The organism is Leptospira weilii serovar Ranarum str. ICFT (assembly GCF_000332415.1).
Classification (GTDB): domain Bacteria; phylum Spirochaetota; class Leptospiria; order Leptospirales; family Leptospiraceae; genus Leptospira; species Leptospira weilii_A.
In genome coordinates, this window is record NZ_AOHC02000026.1 from 42,257 (window position 1) to 61,061 (window position 18,805).

Genomic DNA, 18,805 nt, shown 5'->3' on the forward strand with positions numbered 1-18,805 from the left:
CCTATTCTCCTCGTATGATTTCGATTGGTGAAAGTTTTCCGGCGGATCTTGCGGGAATCCAACTCGCGATCAAAGTCGCAAACATGGATTGTGCGAACGCCTGCGCGTAAATCGCGGGCGCAAAAGAGACCACCATCGTCGAAGCTTTGGCCGAAAAAAGAGGATTGGTAAACGGAAGCGTTTCGATTCTTAAACAAATCAAAAATCCGACCAACAACCCGATCACTCCTCCGGAAACGCCCAAAATCACCCCCTGTAATAAAAAAATCATCAACACTTCGTTGGGTCTATAACCGATGGAACGAAGAATCGCGATTTCCCTTTTTTTCTGATTGATAATCACATTCAATATATTGTATATTCCAAATCCGGCAACCGTCAAAATCGCGGCTGTCATGGAATAGCGGATCGCGTCCTGGAGTTTAAAGATGGCAAAAAAACTGGTGTTCGCTTCCTGCCAGCTTAAAACTTTTTCGTCTCCCATTTTTTTCCATTCTTCCGCTTTCTGAAAAGAAAGGTTTACGTCCTTTAGACGAACGGCGATATCCGTGATCATTCCAGGTTGAGCGGTCAAAAGTTGAACTTCGGATAACAGTCCGTAGGCGACGCTATCGTCGAGCGCCTTGTTTCCCGAGCGAAAAATTCCCGAAATTCGAAACGGAGTTTTTTCCTGAAAACCGGAAGAAACCCAAACCGTTTTGCCCAGTCCCAGTCCGAGAAGTTTCGCAAGTCCGTCTCCTAAGACGATTCTATTTCCTGCGGAAAGGGACTCCACACTTCCTTCCGTGACGTAATCCGCGAGAGGTGTGATCCGAATCTGCCTGGAAGGAATGATTCCTATGACCTTTCCGGTTTCGTGATTGGAACCGGAAAAAAGAAATACTCGGCCGCTCACCTGCGGAGAATACGCCTCCACGTCCTTGTCCTGCTCCAATCGTTCGTACCAGAGAGTCGCTTTGTTTAGATAAGTGGAACCGCGTTTTCCGGAAGGAGGAGAAAGCCAAAATACGTTTTCTCCGGGAAACAAATCGTCCATAGAATCCGGCTGAATGATTTCCTGTCTAGGGCTGATCCGAACGTGACAGTCCGCGTTGATCAACTGATCGACGAGATAACCCCTAAATCCGAGAAGAACGCCGGAGATGATGATAAAGGCGGCCGTACCCAAAACGATCCCGGAAAGTGTCGTCAGAGTTTGTTTTCCCCTGGCGAACATTTGTCTGATTGCGATGAACAACATTACGGAACCTCCGAGAGTTTGTCTCCGGCTTGGATATCTCCTTCTTTTACTTCTATAAACCGCTCCGATTTCAGTCCGGACTTAAAGGAAACCGGAATTGATTTACCGTTTCTGAATATTATAATTTTATGTTTCTTTTCGTATTTTCTCGGGATAAGAACGACGTTTTCCCTATTTCCGATTTCGATCGCGACGTCCGCGCTCATTCCGGGAAGAACACCTTCCGGAAAACGCGCCGCTTCAATTCTTGCAAAAAACTGTCCCGCGTGCGAAAAAGTTCCCTGAACGCGCCCTTGAACGACCTCGTTCTGTTTTCCTTCAAAACGAACGATTACGTTTTGGCCTTTACGAACCGAAAGAAGAATTTGTTCGTCGAGCGCGACGATGAGATATTTGGAACCCACTCCCAAAACTTCGATCGCTAGAAAATTCTGAAACGCGACCTCGCCCTCGTGATAACCGACTTCGGAAACGATCCCGTGAATCGGAGAACGAACGACGGTTATTCCTTCGAGCTGAAGTAAACCCTGACCCGGAACCACTTCGTCCCCTTCCAAAACGAAAACCTTAGTGATCTTAGTCGGAACTCCGACCCTGAATCGAAACGTATCCAAAGAATGAACGGTCCCAAGTCCGTACGCCTTCTCCGCAATCGAACCGAGGACCGCGACATCCTCGGCCTGATTTTTTCCCTTCATGGATAAGAATAAAAACAAAATCAAAATAGGCAGAAGCGGCAAAAGAATTCGAAACGGTAGACGTAAGGATCGGTATATCACAAACAAAGATTTTATTTTATCGATTAAAACATTCATACAAACTCCTGATAAAAATAGGTTTCGATTTTAAGATTTCTTTTTTTTCTTCTTAGCCTTGGCCGCTGTTTTACGAATCGGCGGTTTTTTCTTAGGTTGGGATTTTAAAACCGAAACCTCTTGTTTTTTAGGAGCCAGTCCGTTTGCAATAAACGCGATCGTTCGATTCAACTCCGCTTCCTGGTCCCAGCCGTCTTCGGCCATAGGTTGGTAAAAAACTTCCGTCAGTAAAACGTATCCGGACAGGTTGACTCCGATCAAACGAAACGCGGACTCGATCGGCATCTCCGAAATCATCCCTCTTTCTTGAAAGTTTTTAAGACGTTCTTGGAACAAGGGCACCAATCTTTCCTTAAAAACCCGCTCCAAAACCGCTCGAATTTCGGTCGTGATAAAAGCTTCCTGAAGAACGATTCGAACCAGATTCCTGTTTTTTCCGATGAATGTGATTCTCTCTCGGAAAACCGCCATCAGAAATTGTTCAAGGGTCGAAAACTCCTGGGAAAAAATTATCCCGAGTCTTTTGAGCGTGATCGGCGCAAAAAAACTTTCCAAAATAGGCAACACCAAACTTAGAAGCAGTTCTTTTTTGCTCTTAAAGTGTTTGAAAATCAGGCCCTCCGCGACTCCCGCCTTTTTGGCGATTTCCACCGTGGTTGTGGCGGAAAAACCTTTTTGAGCGAAAATTTCAATCGCCGCCAAAAAGATTTTTTTTTGTCCTTCCGGCCAATTCGAGTCCAGCTCGATACTTTCTTGCATTTCTTGTATGGGTAGATTCATAGTGAGTGATTACTCACTTAATATTTTTCGGAAGAGAAATCTGTCAAGGTCCAAATTCCTTTTTGGTTCCGACTTTTCGGAAAAATAAAATTTTTTCCGAAATCAATTCATTCCCGCTCTTAGATTGTCTTCCAAATGAACGTTTGGAGCGGCGAGTTGGTCAGGATTCTACTCATTCCGAACTGCTCATATCTCGGAGCGCGGGAACTCATACGAAATCTTGGATCGTTCTCGATTCCGACGATCTTCTCTGTTTTTCGGCAACTAAATTGCCTTTAAAATTTCCTTATTTTTGACTTGAGCCTCCGCTTCCACTTCGGCCTACTATATGTTTTGAGAATTCAATGTCGTTCGAATTCCCGCCTATCATACATGAAAAGAGTCAGAATGTTTCAACGTATCCCCGCCCACTTAAAACTCGTCTTAGGTTATGTTCTCTACTTCGCTCTCATTCTCCTCCTATACAAGATCGCGTTTCTTGCGGTCTATTCGTACAGACTTCAGGGGGTTCCTTTCCAAGAAGTTGCGTTTGCGTTCGTTTTAGGATTTCGTTTCGATCTCGTAGTGATCGGAATGATCTTGGGATCGTTTGCCCTTCTTTCCGTATTGCCGTACTTAAATCGATTTCAGTTATACCGTTTTTTCTGGGGATACACGCCGATCCTTTTGGGAATTTGGATGATCGCGCACCTGATCGCGGACATCATTTATTTTGAAAACGCGAACAAACATATCGGTTATGAAGGGTTCGTATTCATCGGAAAAGACTTAGGTGTAATTCTGAAATCGGCCCTGGAGCAAAACACGATTATGTTTTTGACAGGAATCGTATTTTTGCTGACCTTTCTCCCCTTATCCACGTGGTTATTTTTGAAATACAATCCGTACCGATATAAGAAGGAATCCTGGAAATCCACATTCATTCAGATTGTGGTCGTTTTGATCACGGCGGTCGTAGCGATCCGAGGAGGTATTCAAGAATCTCCGATAAGAGCGACTAACGCGATCGTTTCCGGAAACAACTTCGTAAACAACATCGCGCTCAACGGGGTTTTTACTTCGATCATGGATTTAAAAAGCCGGTCCATCCCCGAATTTTTAAAATTGGAAACGGAAGAAGCGGTCTCGGTCGTTCGAAAAGAAATTTCCTATCCGGGTGCGGAATTTATCAGCGATAAATATCCGATCCTACGAGTTCAAAAGGAAACCGATCCCGGAACTCCCCCGAACGTAGTTTTAATCCTACTCGAAAACTGGACCGGAAAGTTTATCAAACCGATTTCCGACGGACTCGTGGAAGGAAAGGAAATCACTCCGTATTTCAATCAACTCGTCAAAAAAGGAAGATTTTACAATCGTTTTATCGCGTCGGGGGGAAGGACGACTAACGGAATGATGTCGATCCTTACAGGCATTCCCGACCGGCCCGGTTTGACCGTGGTAAGAACCCATCAGGTCCTCGGAAATTTTTCGGGAATCGGAAACATTTTCAAAAGAATGGGTTACGATACTTATTTTGTAACCGGAGGAGACCTGAGTTTCGACAACAAAAGTACTCTTATGCCTCACTGGGGTTTTGATACCGTACTCGGAGAAAAGGAAATAACAAAACTCGGGAGATTCAAACTAGGAGCCTGGGGATACGACGACGCTGACGTATTACAATTATTGCATGAACGAATTTCCGTCTCCAAAAAGCCGATTCTCGGCTTGGCCCTCACGCTGACGACTCACTATCCTTACAGAACCCCTTCGGAAAAATTCAAAATTTTCGATCCTTCCACAAGAGACTACGATTTTCTAAACGTCTACAATTACGCGGATTGGGCCGTTCACAACTTTATCGTTCAGGCGGAGAAATCGGGATATTTCAAGAATACGATTTTCGTTTTCGTTGCGGATCATACCCACCACAGATACTTGGATTATTACGAGGATAGAAACGTTCCTTTTCTGATTTACGCTCCCGGAAAAGTCGCGCCTGCGTTAGACGAAACTATCGCTTCCCAACTGGACGTAATTCCTACGATTTTAGGACTTGTCGGCAAAAGGGCGGTATTTTCCGCGATGGGAAGAAATCTATTGGCTCCGGGAAGAACTAAGACCGCCTACTTCGCTTACGGGAATTTATTCGGTTGGATAGAGAACGAACTTTTTTATTTAAGATTTTTCGACGGGAAAGAAGACCTTTCCTACAATATCAATCCGCCCCGCGAAAAGAACAATTTCTGCGATCAGGATCCCGCCGTTTGCGACGAAATGAGTAAAAAGGCAAAGGCGTATCTAAACTTGAGTTACGAATTGTTGAATCAGAATATCGTTTTCCCCTCGGACGCGGAACTGAAAAAAGATTTTTCTCCTTAGTTGAACCCTAAAACCTCGCCACTCGAAGCCAACTTGTGGGTTCTCTAGGAATCGCAACCTAATCATCGCTTTTGTATTGGTTTTCACCAAACCCGCGTTAGGGTTTGTCCGATGATATTCTACATGGAGTTGTTGAAAAATTAATCCTCCATTTGTTTCCGTTCCATGGAAACGGACGCAGTTTTGTTAATCGCGACTATTGAATTTTTATACAACTCTAATCTAACGTGAGTTCGATATAAGAAAATCTGGGCGAATCCAGCCCTTGCACACAAGGGCTGGACCGCGCTTGAACTCAATGTTGCTGCCTGCGGTCGCAACATAATGTTCCAATTCCTTCGGAATTTCCACTACAATCGCTTTCGCATTTGTTATACCGAACTCGCGTTAATCTAAAAACAAACGTTTTTCGGTTTTTCCCAACCCTGCAACTCGACGGCGAAAAACCCGCCTTAAAATAAGATCAGGAAAACTTTATAAAGTAAATTATAATTCTTTAATGTTTCTTCTATACGGCAAATTTCGATTTAAAAATCGTCAGAGTTTAATTCCGGAAGCCGCATAAAGATCGTGACAAAGGCTACATTCTTCCAATTGCCCGCGGATCTCCCGTTTTTTCTCCAAGTTCAAACCGGGCCAGAGATTTTTTTTCTCATACGGATCTTCTTGAATATTATAGGCTTCCTCGTCCGGCGGAAAAGAATTGATACGAAGCATATAATGCAAATTCCCTTTGATATAACTCATTCCCACTCGATACAGGGAGGTTTCGTTGTTATTCGCGATAAAAATACGACGGTCTTCGGGAAGATCGGAAAGAAGGGAACAACCTTCCAACTTCGAAAGATAACTCTTCACCTCGGGTTGATTGGAAACGCCTAACAGTTCCGCAACGGTCGGAATTAGATCCGTATTGGAAACGTTTTTATCCGCATTTTTTTGCAAACGATCCTGGAAGCGGTTTTTCAGGGAATTCGGCAGAAAGATCAACATAGGAATCGCCAAAGTTTCTATATGATTACTTTCTATATGACCGATGTAGTCGTGTTCGAAAAGGGCCTCTCCGTGATCGGAAGTGAAAATCACAAGAGTATTTTCGGTCAAGTTTTCTTGATTCAAAAAATCGAATACGTTTTCCAAAAGACGATCCAAATAACGGACCGAATTATCATAGGGCGCGCGTGTATCCTTGCCTATCGGAAAGTGGGCCGATTCTTCGGGAATGATGTACGGAAAATGATTCGTGTTTAAATGTAGAACCCCGGCGAAGTTACGACCCTTATTTTTGAGATGTTTTACATGAGTTTGAAATTCGATTATCGTTTTACGATCGTCGACTCCGATGTCGTTAAAAACTCGTAGTCCGCTGATTTCCTTATTCCATAAAAAATCGATCCCGGCGTTCCTAAAAAAACCGGAAAAATTATTCCAACGAAAACTGTGGCTCGAAATGAAAAAGGTGGAAAGACCCGCAGCCTTTCCGTATTCCCAAAACAATGGAAAACTATGAGTCATGGAAACGGGTTGAATCGGCGAAACTCCCGATAACAAACTCGGGACAGAAATCAAAGTGGAACTTGAATTCGAAAACGCCTTTTGAAAAACCACAACCGATCCGTTCGGAGCATTTTGTGTCCAACGTTTTAAAAACGGAGTCGTATCCTTTTCGTAACCGTAAAGAGCCATACTCTTTCTACGAAGGCTTTCGCTCAGGATGATCAGAACGTTTTTACGAAACGGACTGGAACTTTTGCTCAAAATCGGCTTATTTCTAGATTGAAGTCCCGCAGAACCCAGCCTGTCTCCCGTAACAAGGTTGTAGATGTTCCGATTGATAAACGAAATCGAATTCGTATCCGAAACGTAAATCTGATCGTTAAAACGAGTGTTGTTGTGAAAAAAAGCGGTAAGAATCAGAACTCCAAAAATAAGTCCGGAATAGATACTTTTCTTAAATCGAACCGGTTTAAAACCGCCCGACACAACTTTCAAACTAAGAAATAACAGGATAAAAAGAAAAACGAAGCCGATCAAACTCGAAATCGTGAGCCCGCCCTTGAGAATGGTCCAACTGTTGAACGGTTCTTGAAAGATATAGGAAAAGACGAAGAAGTTCGGCATGATTCCCGCGTATAAAAAATATCCGTAGGATCCGACCATACAAATCGAATAACCGAAAGCCGAGAATATTAAAACAATCCAATATGATTTTTTCTTTGACGCCGAAAAAAGACGACCCAGGGAAAAAAGAATCAGGGAATAAATCAAAATAGAATATAGGAAAGAAAGAATATAATAATACCATTGTAAAGCCTCCATTTGACTGAGAACCTTCCAACGTAACCCGAGATCCATAAATAAGATCAAGGACGGCACGAGTGAAATGAAAAAAAGCCTGAATTCGGGTCTGGAAACGAAAAAATGAAAATCACTCAATTTTTGTCTGAAAAAAGAAAACAAAAAACACCCCGTTCTAGTTCGAAATAAAACCGATTTTTTCCGGTACGAAATTTTATTTTTTCATTCAGATCATAAATCGGAAGGAAAGGGTGCATACCGAATATCCAATAGTAAGCAATTACTTACATGTTTATTTTTAGTTTGTCTTAGAAATCAAGTATTTTTCGAATGGATTTAGAAAAATACGACTCACTCGAATGAGTTTCCCTTAAAATTCTAAAACTGATTTAAGAAAATCTGATATTTCGTTTGGAATTCCAACCCGCCGTCGAAATAAAAGACTTTCGAACTTTTAAATCTCAAAAAAATCGAGGAAATTTTCCGGAATTAAAATTGAGAATTTCGATTGGGATTTTCCGGTTTCGGATCGGAAGTTGCGGCTTCGAAAAGGTGGCGCTAAACGCAAAATGGAAAACGAGACATTCCTATTTCAATCTCGGAATATAATCGAGATTCGCTCCAATTCATGGAGAAATAGATTTGGCAATCCGAGCGTATCCTCCTGAAATGGGAATTGCAATGAATATCGAACTTTCTCGGGAACAATACGAAGCGCTTCTTAAATCTTTAGCGATCACTCGATTTTTATATCATTCCATTCTTGATGAAGAAGAACCCACGGCGGATCGATTGGATTCGTACGATATTTTCGAAGACATGGAGCAACAAGTTTTGTCTTATGCAAAGGCGTTGGAAGTTTCCCATCTTGTAGCATACGATAACGAAGAGGAGCTTCACTATCTTACCAGGGAATTCGAAGAAAAGACGGATATCTCCGAACTTATAGTCGAATATCAGGACAGTATTTTTTGGGATGAACTCATTCAAAGACTCGCGGCGAGAGACTTTATGAGAACTTATAACGAATCCGAAATCAAAGGAATGGCAATCGAAGAAAGAATCGAAAAAGAAGCGCCTTTCATTTTGAAGTACGAAGAAATCTTTACCGAATCGGGAATCGAAAACTTGGAGATCAAATAAAATCCGCTCCGTTTTTCGTCTTTTCTTTTGGAAATTCAAAAAATTTACAATCAATCAAATCAGCGGCCTTTCACCAGAGCGGCTAATTTTTTCGGCGCGATCTCACAATAACTTTGAATCAAGAGTTCGTTCACCTCCTCCCAATCAACCTTGTCGTCTATTACAAGCCCGGCGATATTCGGCCACCATACGGGGTTAAAAAAAGGATATTGTGTGAATCGAGAAGTATCGATTTTGTGTAAAGAAAATCGAAACGTCAAAAGATAGGCCGGTCCATTCATTCCGACCGCTTGCGCGTAGGCTGGCGGCCAACCTTCCCGAAGCATCAGTATATGAGCAAAATTTTTCTTTTTCACACACCAACGCGTTCCGACCCAGGCTCGTTCCTCATATACTTCCGGAAAATCAAAGCATAAGAGGCGCAGTTTGGAAAGAATTTCCTCGGGAATATCATTGGGATGATTCATTGCCTAAACTCGATCGATTCAATAGGATACCATCGATCCTTATCCGTTACCAATACAAATTTTAAGATCGAAAACCGCAAACGCAAACCCCACATAACGGTTCCATTATATTTTATAATTATAATTTTAGGAAGCCCCCCAAAGTCCTTACAAACCGATAAAAAAACGACGGCTCGGCATCCAATCAAAAACTGAATTTGATTCCGAGTTTTCGGGCTAAAATAACGATTTTTCTTTGAGTTCACGTTCGGTTTGGGGTTACGGACAGGGAGACCAAAAATTTCGCAATCCACCAACTTTCCCAACCCAATAGGAAATAAAAACCCGTCTCGGTCCATTTGTATACAGATTGGATTTTGGGAACGAGCTTTATCGGGTCTCGAATCTCAAAGATATGAATACTTACTTAAATTCTTCAAAAAACTTATATTTCGGCAAATCGAAATCATTTTAAAGGTTGTAATAAAAAGGGCATAAGTTAGATATTTTAGTAAATTTATAAAAAAGGATCTCTATTTAAATATTGAGTACGTATAAGGCATGGCAAATAAAATTATTACAATTCCTCTGGAAAACATTGACTTTTCCACGCCTGGAAAACGGCTCCGGTATGCGATCAAAAACATATTAGCAATGAATGATGAAGACTTTGCGACTTCGATCGGTAAGTCTCAAAACTATATCAGTTATATTTGCAACGATAAGCGCCCTTTGTTGGATAAACTAGCGGCGGATATCGAAAAAACACACGGTATTTCCGGTCTTTGGCTCACTAGCGGGAAGGGCAGCGCCGAAGTGAATTCATCCATGAATGAAAATTCCGGAACCGTCAAAAAAATGAAAAAACGCGATTACTTGTGGAACAAGATCTCAAATGATAAGGCGGAAGATACGATGATTTCATTCTATGACGATATTCCGCAAGAAACCCGCAATCTGATTTATCAGATGATTCTTGCCGTTGCCAAAAATAACCGATAACTAAGATCTGTCGAATTTTTCAGATAAAAATATAAATCAAGATTCAAACATCCGTTTTTCGGGCCGTTCTCCGTTATTAAAATCTTCTTCGCGTTTCCGTTTTTACCATCGATTTCATTGGCGGGTTTAGCTCGCCGATTACAATTTTTTAAGCATTCTTTGAAATGTTCTAGATTTACTCGTAACTTATAATAAAGTACCTAATAGATTGTATTGTAACGGTATTTTGCGATAAGAATAACGGTACTCGATTTTATAGAGATCGGTATTCGAGCAGTCAGTAGATAGGATAAAAAAAAATAGATTCTTATCTTTTGCTTGCGTCAATCCTCTCCGTCTTTTAGTCGGGTTGAAAAACAAACGGCTGAAATGAAAATGTTTTTTCGATTCACTGGGGTTCGCATTCCATTTTTACGATTCCGTTGTACACTTATGGATGGAAGTTTTGATTTGATTTTACAGAACTTCCAAAACGGATAAATTCAAACCATGACCGGATCTTCAAAAAAAGGAATTTTCTTAGTCGATGATCATCCGGTTGTACGCGCCGGTTTGCAGGCGGAAGTGGAATCGGATCCGGAATTTCGTTTTGCGGGATCGGCGAATTCCATCAAGGAAGCGATTCGTAAAATTCCTTTTACAAAGGCCGATCTACTGATCTGCGATATTTCACTTCAAGAAGAGAATGGAATTCAAGAACTGGAAACCCTAAAACTTAAATTTCCGAATCTGAAAATCGTATTTTTGACCGTACACAGAGACTGGTCTTATCTCCAAAAAGCGTTCGCCCTCGGCGCAGACGGCTACCTTCTTAAAAATGAAACGATGAATACCATTTTTTCCTCGATTAAAATCGTCTTGAACGGCGGAAAAGTTTTCCCGGAAGAAATTCAAAACTTCAGACCCGCAACGGAAGTCGATCAAGAGTTGGGAAGTAAAATCGACCGACTTACAAAACGGGAAAAGGAAATCCTGAATCTTCTCGCTGAAGGAAAAATGAACCGTGAAATCGCGGAAAAGCTCGAATTGAGCATAAGAACCGTGGAAACACACAGGGCTTCCCTATTTAGAAAATTAGAAATCGAGAATATTATAGAATTAGGAAGAATTCTGATTCAACTTAAATTCAGAGGTATTTAAATTTCAAACCTTCGGATTTTACCGGAAATTCTACGATTTATCTGTATTTCCCGAAATGGACATAAACTTTTTTCTTTGTTAATCTGAATTCAGGAATCTTCAAAAGAAGATCCGAAATAAAATTTCGAAAGTATTCGGGAGTAATTTGAATGAAGAAAATAATTGTGTCAATCCATTTGACGATGGTTCTATTTTCCGGAATGGATTGTAAAAAAGAGGAATCGGACGATTCAGGGACGCTTGGGGCCCTTGCATTGGTCGCTTCGACACCGACGACTTCCACTGCTGCGCAGGTGAGTTGTTTTAACCTACCTCAGAAAGTTGAGGTTACGGCCGGAGGACCCACTGTAACTTACAACTGTAGCGTTTCCGGAAAGGTATATACTTGTGTTCCGTCGGACGGCGGCAATTCGATCGTAAGAACCTACGCTTCCGCAGCCGGAGCAAAATTAGGAGTCATCGATCCGCCAGGAACCGGAAATGCGCACGCGCAAAGAGGATTGGCCAGCAGCGACGGCGGCGCTACTACATATACTTATGATAGTTCGAATCAATTAGTTTCGGTGGCGAGTCCGGCCGTAACAACTTATTCCAATTATGATACCAACGGATTTCCTCAATCAAATTCCGCGGGAAGGAATATAACTTATACGTATACGGCCGGTAGTAAAATTCCTACGACTTCCGCAGACGGTGCCTTTACGTATACCTATGATTCCAAAGGATGGGGCACTAAAATGAGCGGCTTCGGAATGGATACGATAGCAGTCAACAGCGGTTCCTTGGAAATCTGCGATTAAGAATCAATCGTCGATTTCTTTCAGAAACCGGCAGCGTTTTTCTTTTAAGAAAGTACACAAATGTGATTCGAATTTGAGCGACCCTCATTCGTTTTTTCTTCGGAAAAAACGGATGAGGGTTCGCGTTTTTTTTGCTAACTCACGATTTCTCCCTGGTGCTGCGACCCTTAGGGAGCAGTGCCACTTTCGTTACCCAGGTCGTTCGATAGCTCGCTCTGAAGAAACTCAATCTCACTCCCGATGGGTCGTTCGAGGTTTAACTCAATCTCACTCCCGATGGGTCGTTCGATTGGTCGAAGTAAGAATCGCCTTCGCATTGGTTACGCCGAACTCACGTTACTTTAGCTTTCGCATTGTGGTTCTATAAAAATTCAATAAAGTTCCATTCAAAGAGAAGGACAGGGTAATAGAACGGTAAATCGACTGCCCTGTCCCAATTCGGAATCCATGAAAACTTCTCCACCGTGTGCAATTACGATCTTTCGAACGATAGAAAGTCCGAGACCGGATCCTTGCGGTTTTTTCGTTTCCATCATAGAATTATAAAATGCTTTTTTGAGTTCTTCGCTGACTCCGGGACCGTCGTCCTTAAAAATCATATAAAGTGTTTCCGCTTCTTTTTCCACCCGAAGAGAAAAGTTTCCCCTTTCTCCCGCCGCTTCGATCGAGTTTTTTGCGATATTTAAAATCAATCTTTGCATCCGATGAGGGTCCAAACGTATTCGTCCTTCCGCGGAAATTTCGCAGGAAAAACTGACTCCCGTTCCTTCGAAAAAAAGTTCCAAATCCTCCTGGATTTCCCGAAAATATTCCCGAATGTCCACCGATTTCAAGTCCAGGATAATTCGTTTTTTAGAAAATTCTAATATATCTAAGGAAAGATTTGCCAGTGCGTCCGTTTCTTTTTTAGCGCGTGCCAGATCCGATTCCGTACTTGCCGTACTTGCGCTTTTATCGGAAATCAAGTTCTTCAGTACTTTTTGAATCAATAACACGTGATGACCTATATCGTGTGCGATCTCGGCGGACAATTCTCCGATAATCGCGAGTTTTTCGCGATCCTGCCTGATAAGATTTTGTATGGAAAGAGCCAACGCATACGCGATCCCCTGCACCCAATCCATGTTCGAATCCGAATCTAAAAAATGTCCGATCGGAAGATCCAAAATCACAAAACTCACCCGATTGTTTTGAACGGGTAAAAGAAGGCGATCTCCCGCAACGGTGGGAGAATCTAAAGTATTGAGATCGATTTCCAAAGATTCTTTGGAAAGAAGACAGGGAACTTCCCGGATGCACAGATCGTTTTCCGTATCGATGGAATATTGTTTCCATCGGGATGAATTCGCTTCCGGCAAGTAGACAAACAAACCCCGACTTGTATAAGAATCCGTCCCGAAACCCGGATAGTTTTTTGCAGCTCGATCTTTTTGATAAAATAAATTTAAATTTTGAAACAAACCGTATGAAAAAAAATCGGAAATCCGTTTGTTTTCATTTTTTTTAAAAATGGAAGAAGAGATTTTGGAATGATCCTGCGCATTTTTAGAAAGAATTTCCAGTGCGGTTTGTGCGGCGGAAGTAAACGAAGGAGAGGTCATAATTTCACGAGTGGAGGAAACGAGGCTTTTCATTTTCTCCGAAAGATTTTCGGATCGATTCAGAGAATTGGAAAAACGTTTCGAAATCAAGATTGAATAAGAAGCGATCAGCGCGATCAACCCGAATTGAATCAGATACCTACTCTCGAAAAAGCCCATCGAATAAAGAATATCGTGCTCGGTGCAAAAGAATGCCCATACATAACTCAAACATAAAATCCAAGCCCCTTCGTATTTTTTATAAATTCCATAGACGAGTAAGATCAACCAGCCGGGAACGGTCACAAAAAAAGCGTAAAAAAGAACGGGATTAAGAGTAAGGGTATAAATTGGATTCGGAAAAATCAGAACGATCGACGCGAAAATAAAATACGGAAGATTCACAAAAATACCGAACCTTTCCCAAAATTTCGTGGGACAGAGTCGATTAAAAAAAGCGTATGAAGCCGGACCAGCCAAATAGATGGAGGAGTATTCCAAACGATTCCAAAGTTCCCAGGAAAGACTGGGAAAAAAGAGATGTCCCAAACGTTCTCCGGTTGCAAGGGTGCGGATTAAAGTTAAGATACAGTAAATGGAAAACCAAAGAGGGGCCGGATCTTTTTTTCTGAACAGAAAAAACAAAAGATTGTAGATCCCCATGATCGCCGCAGAGAGACAAACGGCGAAATCGATTCCTTCTTGGATCTGCTTTTCCAAAAGAATATTTTTTAAATTTCCGATTCGAATCGGATACCAATATCCTCCCCATCGATTTTGAAAATTGGAAACGTGAAGAACCAAACGTATGTTTTCCGAATCGGAAAGCACCGCGATCTGAGGTTTATATCTCGCCTTGGAAGATTCCGGAGTGTTTCCGACGGTTCCCGCATTTGCTATGAGTTGTCCGTTTGCAAACAGATTGTAAGAAGTGCCTTCGTCCGGAATCGCAAGCGCTAAATTAGAAATTCCTTTGGGAAGAAGAACATCAAGTTCATAGGAAGCAAAACCGTGGCTTTCTATTTTTTCTTCGTAAAAAGGAATCCCGTTCCAAACCGCCGGAGCGTTTACAAAAACGAATCGATTTTTAGAAACCGTCGTCAAATCCGTAAAATTCGGATCTATCCATTGTTTCCAAAAGAATTTCCATTCCCCCGCAAGTGGGAGGGTTTTACGATTTTGAAAATCCCATTGAGAAAGATCTAAAATTCCTCCTTTTGCTTTTTCGGGTTCGAAGGCGTTTGAGTTCCGATCCGAACAATCGAACGACAATAAACTAAAAAGAAAAAACGGAACATAAAACAAACGCAACATAGAAGATATTCCACAAAAAAATTTAAAAACACAATATCGGATATTGACAAAATCGGTAATTTTCTGTGAGCAAAACCGTACAATTTATAAGATGTACCCGCTTAAAAAAATTTGTCATCAACCCCTGACTCCTAAAACGTAGGAACTCCTCCAAATTTCCTTGTATGTTTTAGGACGGATTCTAAATATCAGACTGGGATTTTACGACAAGAACTCCGGGAATTATCATAAAATATCGTGAGTTCGGTATAACCCATGCGAAAGCGATTATGTTGCGACCTATCTCACGACCCATAGATTAGTATGATTCTTGGACGTAAGGCAGTTCGAAGTGTGATATTCTTGATTCGACGGAGTCAAGAAGGCCGGTGGCAGATTGATCGCTCCCTTGGGGTTTAGACCCCGACCCATAGATGAATCTAAATCGGCCACCGCAAACCAAAGTGTGGCGGCTTAAACAAAGTCGACCGCGAATAGGAGTGCTGGTGATATCACCCGGCTTTGTTAAGACCTTCCGCCTCTGTCATTTTAGGAGAAAAGAAATGAACAGTCAAGAAGTCAAGTATGTAGGAATTGATTGTGGTAAAAAAAGTTTAGAGGTAGTTCGAATCAATTCGGAGAACTCGCTCGAACGTCGACAATTCAGCACAACGGAAAGCGGAATTAACGGTTTATTAAAATGGTTAACGTCGAACGATATCGTAGGCCTGGAAGCAGGATCTCAATCTTTTAGAATTGCAAAATCAATACTAAACAAAGGAGTTCAAGTAATTGTTTTGAATCCCGGAGACTTAGCAACAATTTATCAATCTTTGAAAAAGACTGATAAAGAAGATTCTCTTAAGATAGCTAAACTCATTCAACGTTATCCAAAGGAAGAATTACCGGTTGTTCCAATTCCCACAACGCGACCCATAGGGATGCGTTGTGTTGAGTTTCTCCGGACGAAGAGGAAGACAATCGTCGATTGTGTACCGAGCATGAGAATTGGACAAGACAACTAACGCAAGGAAAGAATCGGCTTCACAGTTTATTCACTCAAGCCGGTCTGACTGAGATCACCAAAAAACATTTACGGACAAAAGCATCCAGAGAAACTTCTGTAACTTTATACTAGGTGTCTAGTATGATATCATAAGGAAGCGGAACGAATCTTAAAAGTTTTAGATTTAGTCGAACTAAATCTAAAACTCATTGAAGAAGATATTAAAGGCGCTCTGAAAATCAATCAGGTCTACGTTCAAACGATCATGTCCATGCCTGGTATCGGGATGATTACGTCTCTGGCGATTATGAGTTACATGGGGGACTGCAAAAGATTCTCTTCCGGTAAACAAGCCGCCTACTACGCTGGTTTAGTTCCCAGAGTTGACATCTCAGGAGATACGGTTCGATATGGTAGAATTGTTTCCCGCGGTTGTCATTCGATCCGAAGAGTGATTGTTCAAGCAGCTTGGAGCCTGGTCCGTTGTCAGCATGGCGGTAAGATTAAAGAGTTCTACGAAAGGTTATATGCTAAAAAAGGAGCAAAGAAATCGATCATTGCTACTTCACGTAAAATGATCGAAGTTCTTTTTTCTATGATTCGAACAGGGCAACTCTTCGACTCTATGCCCGAAAATGTTCTGAATCGTAAGTTAGCTCAATATGGTCTTATGTAAAAAAAATAGCGGAGGGGCTTGACACAAGGAACATAGGAGGGAGTGAGATAGCAAAAAGATAGCGGAGCGTTATCTTTTGCTCCCAACGAAGTTGGGAAAATCACGACCAATCTCACGATCCATAAGTTTAGGAAGCCGTTCTGCTGAGTTTAGAGTGATATAAGAGTTAGAATGCCTCGCTCGACAGGAGCGGCGCTTTAGTTCAAGCGAACAACTCAGCGTTTCGCTTCTACGGTCGCTCGGGAAAATCGGTGAACGCACCTGAGTCTCCGATTCGCCCAAGATTTCAACCGTCGAACTCGCGTTAAAATCAAATTTTATATTTTTGGAATATATTCGTTTCCTAATATAACTCCGGAACAAGGAGGAACCTTAAACCGATCAAATTCGTTGTGATCGAAAGAAACCGTGGAAAAAAAATACTTTCTACAATCGGTCGGATTGACGAAAAACCTGTTCTTTTTCCCGAAATTGAAAACGACGAGCTTACGTTCCTTACCGAATTCTCTCAAATAAACCAACATATCCTTCGGAACGTTTTCTTCGAGCAACGTCAAAGTTCCTTCTTTTAACGCGGAACTTTCGTTTCGAAGGTGGAGAACACCTTTATACGTATTCAAAAGAGAATCCCTATCCTCCGACTCGACCGATACGTTGCGTTCCCTATAATTCCCGTGCACTCGAATCCAAGGTTTCGCTTCCCGAGTCGTAAAACCGGCATTCGGAGAATCATCCCACTGCATCGGGGACCTCGCCCTATCCCGGATGATAATGTCCGCAAGTCCGAGTAATTCCGAAAGCCAGTCGCCTAACCAACGATAGATTCTCGCGAGGGGATCTTGAGCCTCGGTCAATTTGATCGTCTCGTTGGTCATACCGATTTCTTCCCCGTAATAAGTAACCGGAACTCCCCTTGCGGTAAATTGAAACAGCGCGATCAATTTCCCTTTTTCAAGATTGTTATTGATTTTCATCATATAACGCCTTTGATCGTGATTGCCGAAAACATACGTGGGAATGTTCGGATACGGATACACTTGTTCCATTTTTTTGACGATCCCCTTAAAAAAGTTCGTCTTGAACTTTAACAAAAGAGTTTCAAATAGAAAGATGAGATTCAGGCCGTCTTTTTTTTCGCCTAAATAGCGTTTGATGATATGGTCGTCGCCGGCAACCTCGCCGACCGCAAAACGATCCCCGTCGAACTCATCCAAAACGGCCCTGAGTTCTTTCGCAAAAGCGAAGTTATTCGGATGATTTACGGTATGAACCCTACTCTGAAAATAACCGTCGTGATCGTTTTCCGAGACGATGTATTTAAATCGAAACGGATTGTCCCGAAAGTGTTTGTCCTTGTAAATCGCGTGAAAGATATCCAAACGAAATCCGTCCACTCCCTTCTTAAGCCAAAAACGTAGAACCTCGAACATCGCCTTTTTGACTTCGGGGTTGTAGTAATTCAAATCCGGTTGAAAGTCCAAAAAACTCGCGAGATACCACTGATCGGTATCGGGATCGTAATGCCAAGCCTTGGGAGTTACGAACGAACTCCAGTTATTGGGAGGTTTATTCTTTCCTCTTCCGTCCCTCCAAATGTACCAATCCCTCTTCGGATTATCTTTACTCGAACGGGATTGTCTAAACCAATCGTGTTCGATGGAAGTGTGGTTCATCACCATATCAAAAACGATTTTCATTCCCCGTTTATGAACTTCCTTGATTAGTTTTTCCGCATCCTTAACGGTTCCGTACTCGGGAGAGATCGAGTAATAGTCGCTAACGTCGTAGCCGTGATCCATCTGAGGGCTTTTGTACAAAGGTGATACCCATAAAGTTTCGAACCCGAGATCGCGAAGATAATCCAACTTGGAAATGATACCCGGAATATCCCCGATTCCGTCCCGATTGCTATCGGCAAAGGAACGAGGATAGATCTGATAAATCGTGGTCTTTTGCCACCATTTATCGATTAGGTGGAAATTTTTTTTCGGGGAATTCGGTTTTCTCGCAGTCATATTTTCTTCGGCTTTAATAGAATCAAAAATATAAGAATGGAGGTTGTCAAGGCGGTATTCCGACAAATCCGGTCGAACCCGAATCGATTTAAAACGCGAATTGTCGATTTACAAATCCAACTTTAAATCGACCTTTTTGATTCGGCTTTTGAGAGAAACTTTTTACGACGCGCATTCGTTTATTTTAGAATTTTCAAAACATTCTCT

At 42.0% G+C, this 18,805-nt stretch carries 12 protein-coding genes and 1 pseudogene; 6 read left to right on the plus strand and 7 right to left on the minus strand.

Going from position 1 to position 18,805, the window contains the following annotated elements:
• Window position 1: 1 nt before the first annotated feature.
• The 3 genes from LEP1GSC060_RS08070 to LEP1GSC060_RS08080 are packed head-to-tail and all read right to left on the minus strand — an operon-like array spanning window position 2 to window position 2,835.
• The gene (locus LEP1GSC060_RS08070) at window positions 2-1,240 is read right to left on the minus strand and encodes an ABC transporter permease (RefSeq protein WP_003000843.1); all 1,239 of its coding nucleotides are present in this window, start codon (window positions 1,238-1,240) and stop codon (window positions 2-4) included.
• The gene (locus LEP1GSC060_RS08075; RefSeq protein ID WP_003001165.1) at window positions 1,240-2,055 is read right to left on the minus strand and encodes a hypothetical protein; all 816 of its coding nucleotides are present in this window, start codon (window positions 2,053-2,055) and stop codon (window positions 1,240-1,242) included. Before LEP1GSC060_RS08075 ends, LEP1GSC060_RS08070 begins: the two co-directional genes overlap by 1 nt.
• A 30-nt stretch (window positions 2,056-2,085) precedes the next feature.
• The gene (locus LEP1GSC060_RS08080; protein WP_036095839.1) at window positions 2,086-2,835 is read right to left on the minus strand and encodes a TetR/AcrR family transcriptional regulator; all 750 of its coding nucleotides are present in this window, start codon (window positions 2,833-2,835) and stop codon (window positions 2,086-2,088) included.
• A gap of 387 nt (window positions 2,836-3,222) precedes the next feature.
• Here LEP1GSC060_RS08080 and LEP1GSC060_RS08090 point away from each other — a divergent pair, with 387 nt between their 5' ends.
• The gene (locus LEP1GSC060_RS08090) at window positions 3,223-5,199 is read left to right on the plus strand and encodes an LTA synthase family protein (protein ID WP_003001301.1); all 1,977 of its coding nucleotides are present in this window, start codon (window positions 3,223-3,225) and stop codon (window positions 5,197-5,199) included.
• A gap of 537 nt (window positions 5,200-5,736) precedes the next feature.
• Here the strand turns inward: LEP1GSC060_RS08090 and LEP1GSC060_RS08095 are convergent.
• The gene (locus LEP1GSC060_RS08095; RefSeq protein WP_003000995.1) at window positions 5,737-7,659 is read right to left on the minus strand and encodes a phosphoethanolamine transferase family protein; all 1,923 of its coding nucleotides are present in this window, start codon (window positions 7,657-7,659) and stop codon (window positions 5,737-5,739) included.
• 480 nt (window positions 7,660-8,139) lie between these two features.
• Between LEP1GSC060_RS08095 and LEP1GSC060_RS08105 the strand changes: the two genes are divergently transcribed.
• Window positions 8,140-8,640, plus strand: a complete 501-nt coding sequence (locus LEP1GSC060_RS08105) for a hypothetical protein (protein WP_003001320.1) — start codon at window positions 8,140-8,142, stop codon at window positions 8,638-8,640.
• Window positions 8,641-8,699: 59 nt separating this feature from the next.
• On the opposite strand, the gene LEP1GSC060_RS08110 is transcribed toward LEP1GSC060_RS08105, so the two are convergent.
• Window positions 8,700-9,107, minus strand: a complete 408-nt coding sequence (locus tag LEP1GSC060_RS08110; RefSeq protein ID WP_003000769.1) for an MmcQ/YjbR family DNA-binding protein — start codon at window positions 9,105-9,107, stop codon at window positions 8,700-8,702.
• Window positions 9,108-9,647: 540 nt separating this feature from the next.
• Here LEP1GSC060_RS08110 and LEP1GSC060_RS08120 point away from each other — a divergent pair.
• From LEP1GSC060_RS08120 to LEP1GSC060_RS08130, 3 genes are all read left to right on the plus strand, one after another.
• Complete coding sequence (locus LEP1GSC060_RS08120; RefSeq protein WP_003000997.1) at window positions 9,648-10,088, plus strand: helix-turn-helix domain-containing protein; 441 nt, start codon at window positions 9,648-9,650, stop codon at window positions 10,086-10,088.
• 489 nt (window positions 10,089-10,577) lie between these two features.
• Entirely contained in the window at window positions 10,578-11,228 is a 651-nt protein-coding gene (locus LEP1GSC060_RS08125; protein WP_003001091.1) for a response regulator, read from the plus strand.
• 149 nt (window positions 11,229-11,377) lie between these two features.
• Window positions 11,378-12,028 carry a hypothetical protein gene (locus LEP1GSC060_RS08130; protein WP_036095844.1) on the plus strand — a complete coding sequence of 217 codons (651 nt, stop codon included), beginning with the start codon at window positions 11,378-11,380 and terminating at the stop codon, window positions 12,026-12,028.
• 386 nt (window positions 12,029-12,414) lie between these two features.
• On the opposite strand, the gene LEP1GSC060_RS08135 is transcribed toward LEP1GSC060_RS08130, so the two are convergent.
• Window positions 12,415-14,922 carry a sensor histidine kinase gene (locus tag LEP1GSC060_RS08135; RefSeq protein ID WP_003001036.1) on the minus strand — a complete coding sequence of 836 codons (2,508 nt, stop codon included), beginning with the start codon at window positions 14,920-14,922 and terminating at the stop codon, window positions 12,415-12,417.
• A 542-nt stretch (window positions 14,923-15,464) separates the two neighbouring features.
• On the opposite strand from LEP1GSC060_RS08135, the pseudogene LEP1GSC060_RS19380 reads away from it, so the two are divergent.
• A pseudogene (locus LEP1GSC060_RS19380) lies at window positions 15,465-16,583 on the plus strand (IS110 family RNA-guided transposase).
• 317 nt (window positions 16,584-16,900) lie between these two features.
• On the opposite strand, the gene LEP1GSC060_RS08150 reads toward LEP1GSC060_RS19380, so the two are convergent.
• Entirely contained in the window at window positions 16,901-18,598 is a 1,698-nt protein-coding gene (locus tag LEP1GSC060_RS08150) for a glycoside hydrolase family 13 protein (protein WP_003000805.1), read from the minus strand.
• Window positions 18,599-18,805 lie beyond the last annotated feature (207 nt).

Excerpts from the sequence above, each read along its gene's own strand:
- LEP1GSC060_RS08130 (WP_036095844.1), top strand. The coding sequence starts at position 11,378 with ATGAAGAAAATAATTGTGTCAATCCATTTGACGATGGTTCTATTTTCC.
- LEP1GSC060_RS08125 (WP_003001091.1), top strand. The coding sequence starts at position 10,578 with ATGACCGGATCTTCAAAAAAAGGAATTTTCTTAGTCGATGATCATCCG.
- LEP1GSC060_RS08075 (WP_003001165.1), bottom strand. The coding sequence starts at position 2,055 with ATGAATGTTTTAATCGATAAAATAAAATCTTTGTTTGTGATATACCGA.
- LEP1GSC060_RS08080 (WP_036095839.1), bottom strand. The coding sequence starts at position 2,835 with ATGAATCTACCCATACAAGAAATGCAAGAAAGTATCGAGCTGGACTCG.
- LEP1GSC060_RS08090 (WP_003001301.1), top strand. The coding sequence starts at position 3,223 with ATGTTTCAACGTATCCCCGCCCACTTAAAACTCGTCTTAGGTTATGTT.
- LEP1GSC060_RS08110 (WP_003000769.1), bottom strand. The coding sequence starts at position 9,107 with ATGAATCATCCCAATGATATTCCCGAGGAAATTCTTTCCAAACTGCGC.
- LEP1GSC060_RS08135 (WP_003001036.1), bottom strand. The coding sequence starts at position 14,922 with ATGTTGCGTTTGTTTTATGTTCCGTTTTTTCTTTTTAGTTTATTGTCG.
- LEP1GSC060_RS08070 (WP_003000843.1), bottom strand. The coding sequence starts at position 1,240 with ATGTTGTTCATCGCAATCAGACAAATGTTCGCCAGGGGAAAACAAACT.
- LEP1GSC060_RS08150 (WP_003000805.1), bottom strand. The coding sequence starts at position 18,598 with ATGACTGCGAGAAAACCGAATTCCCCGAAAAAAAATTTCCACCTAATC.
- LEP1GSC060_RS08120 (WP_003000997.1), top strand. The coding sequence starts at position 9,648 with ATGGCAAATAAAATTATTACAATTCCTCTGGAAAACATTGACTTTTCC.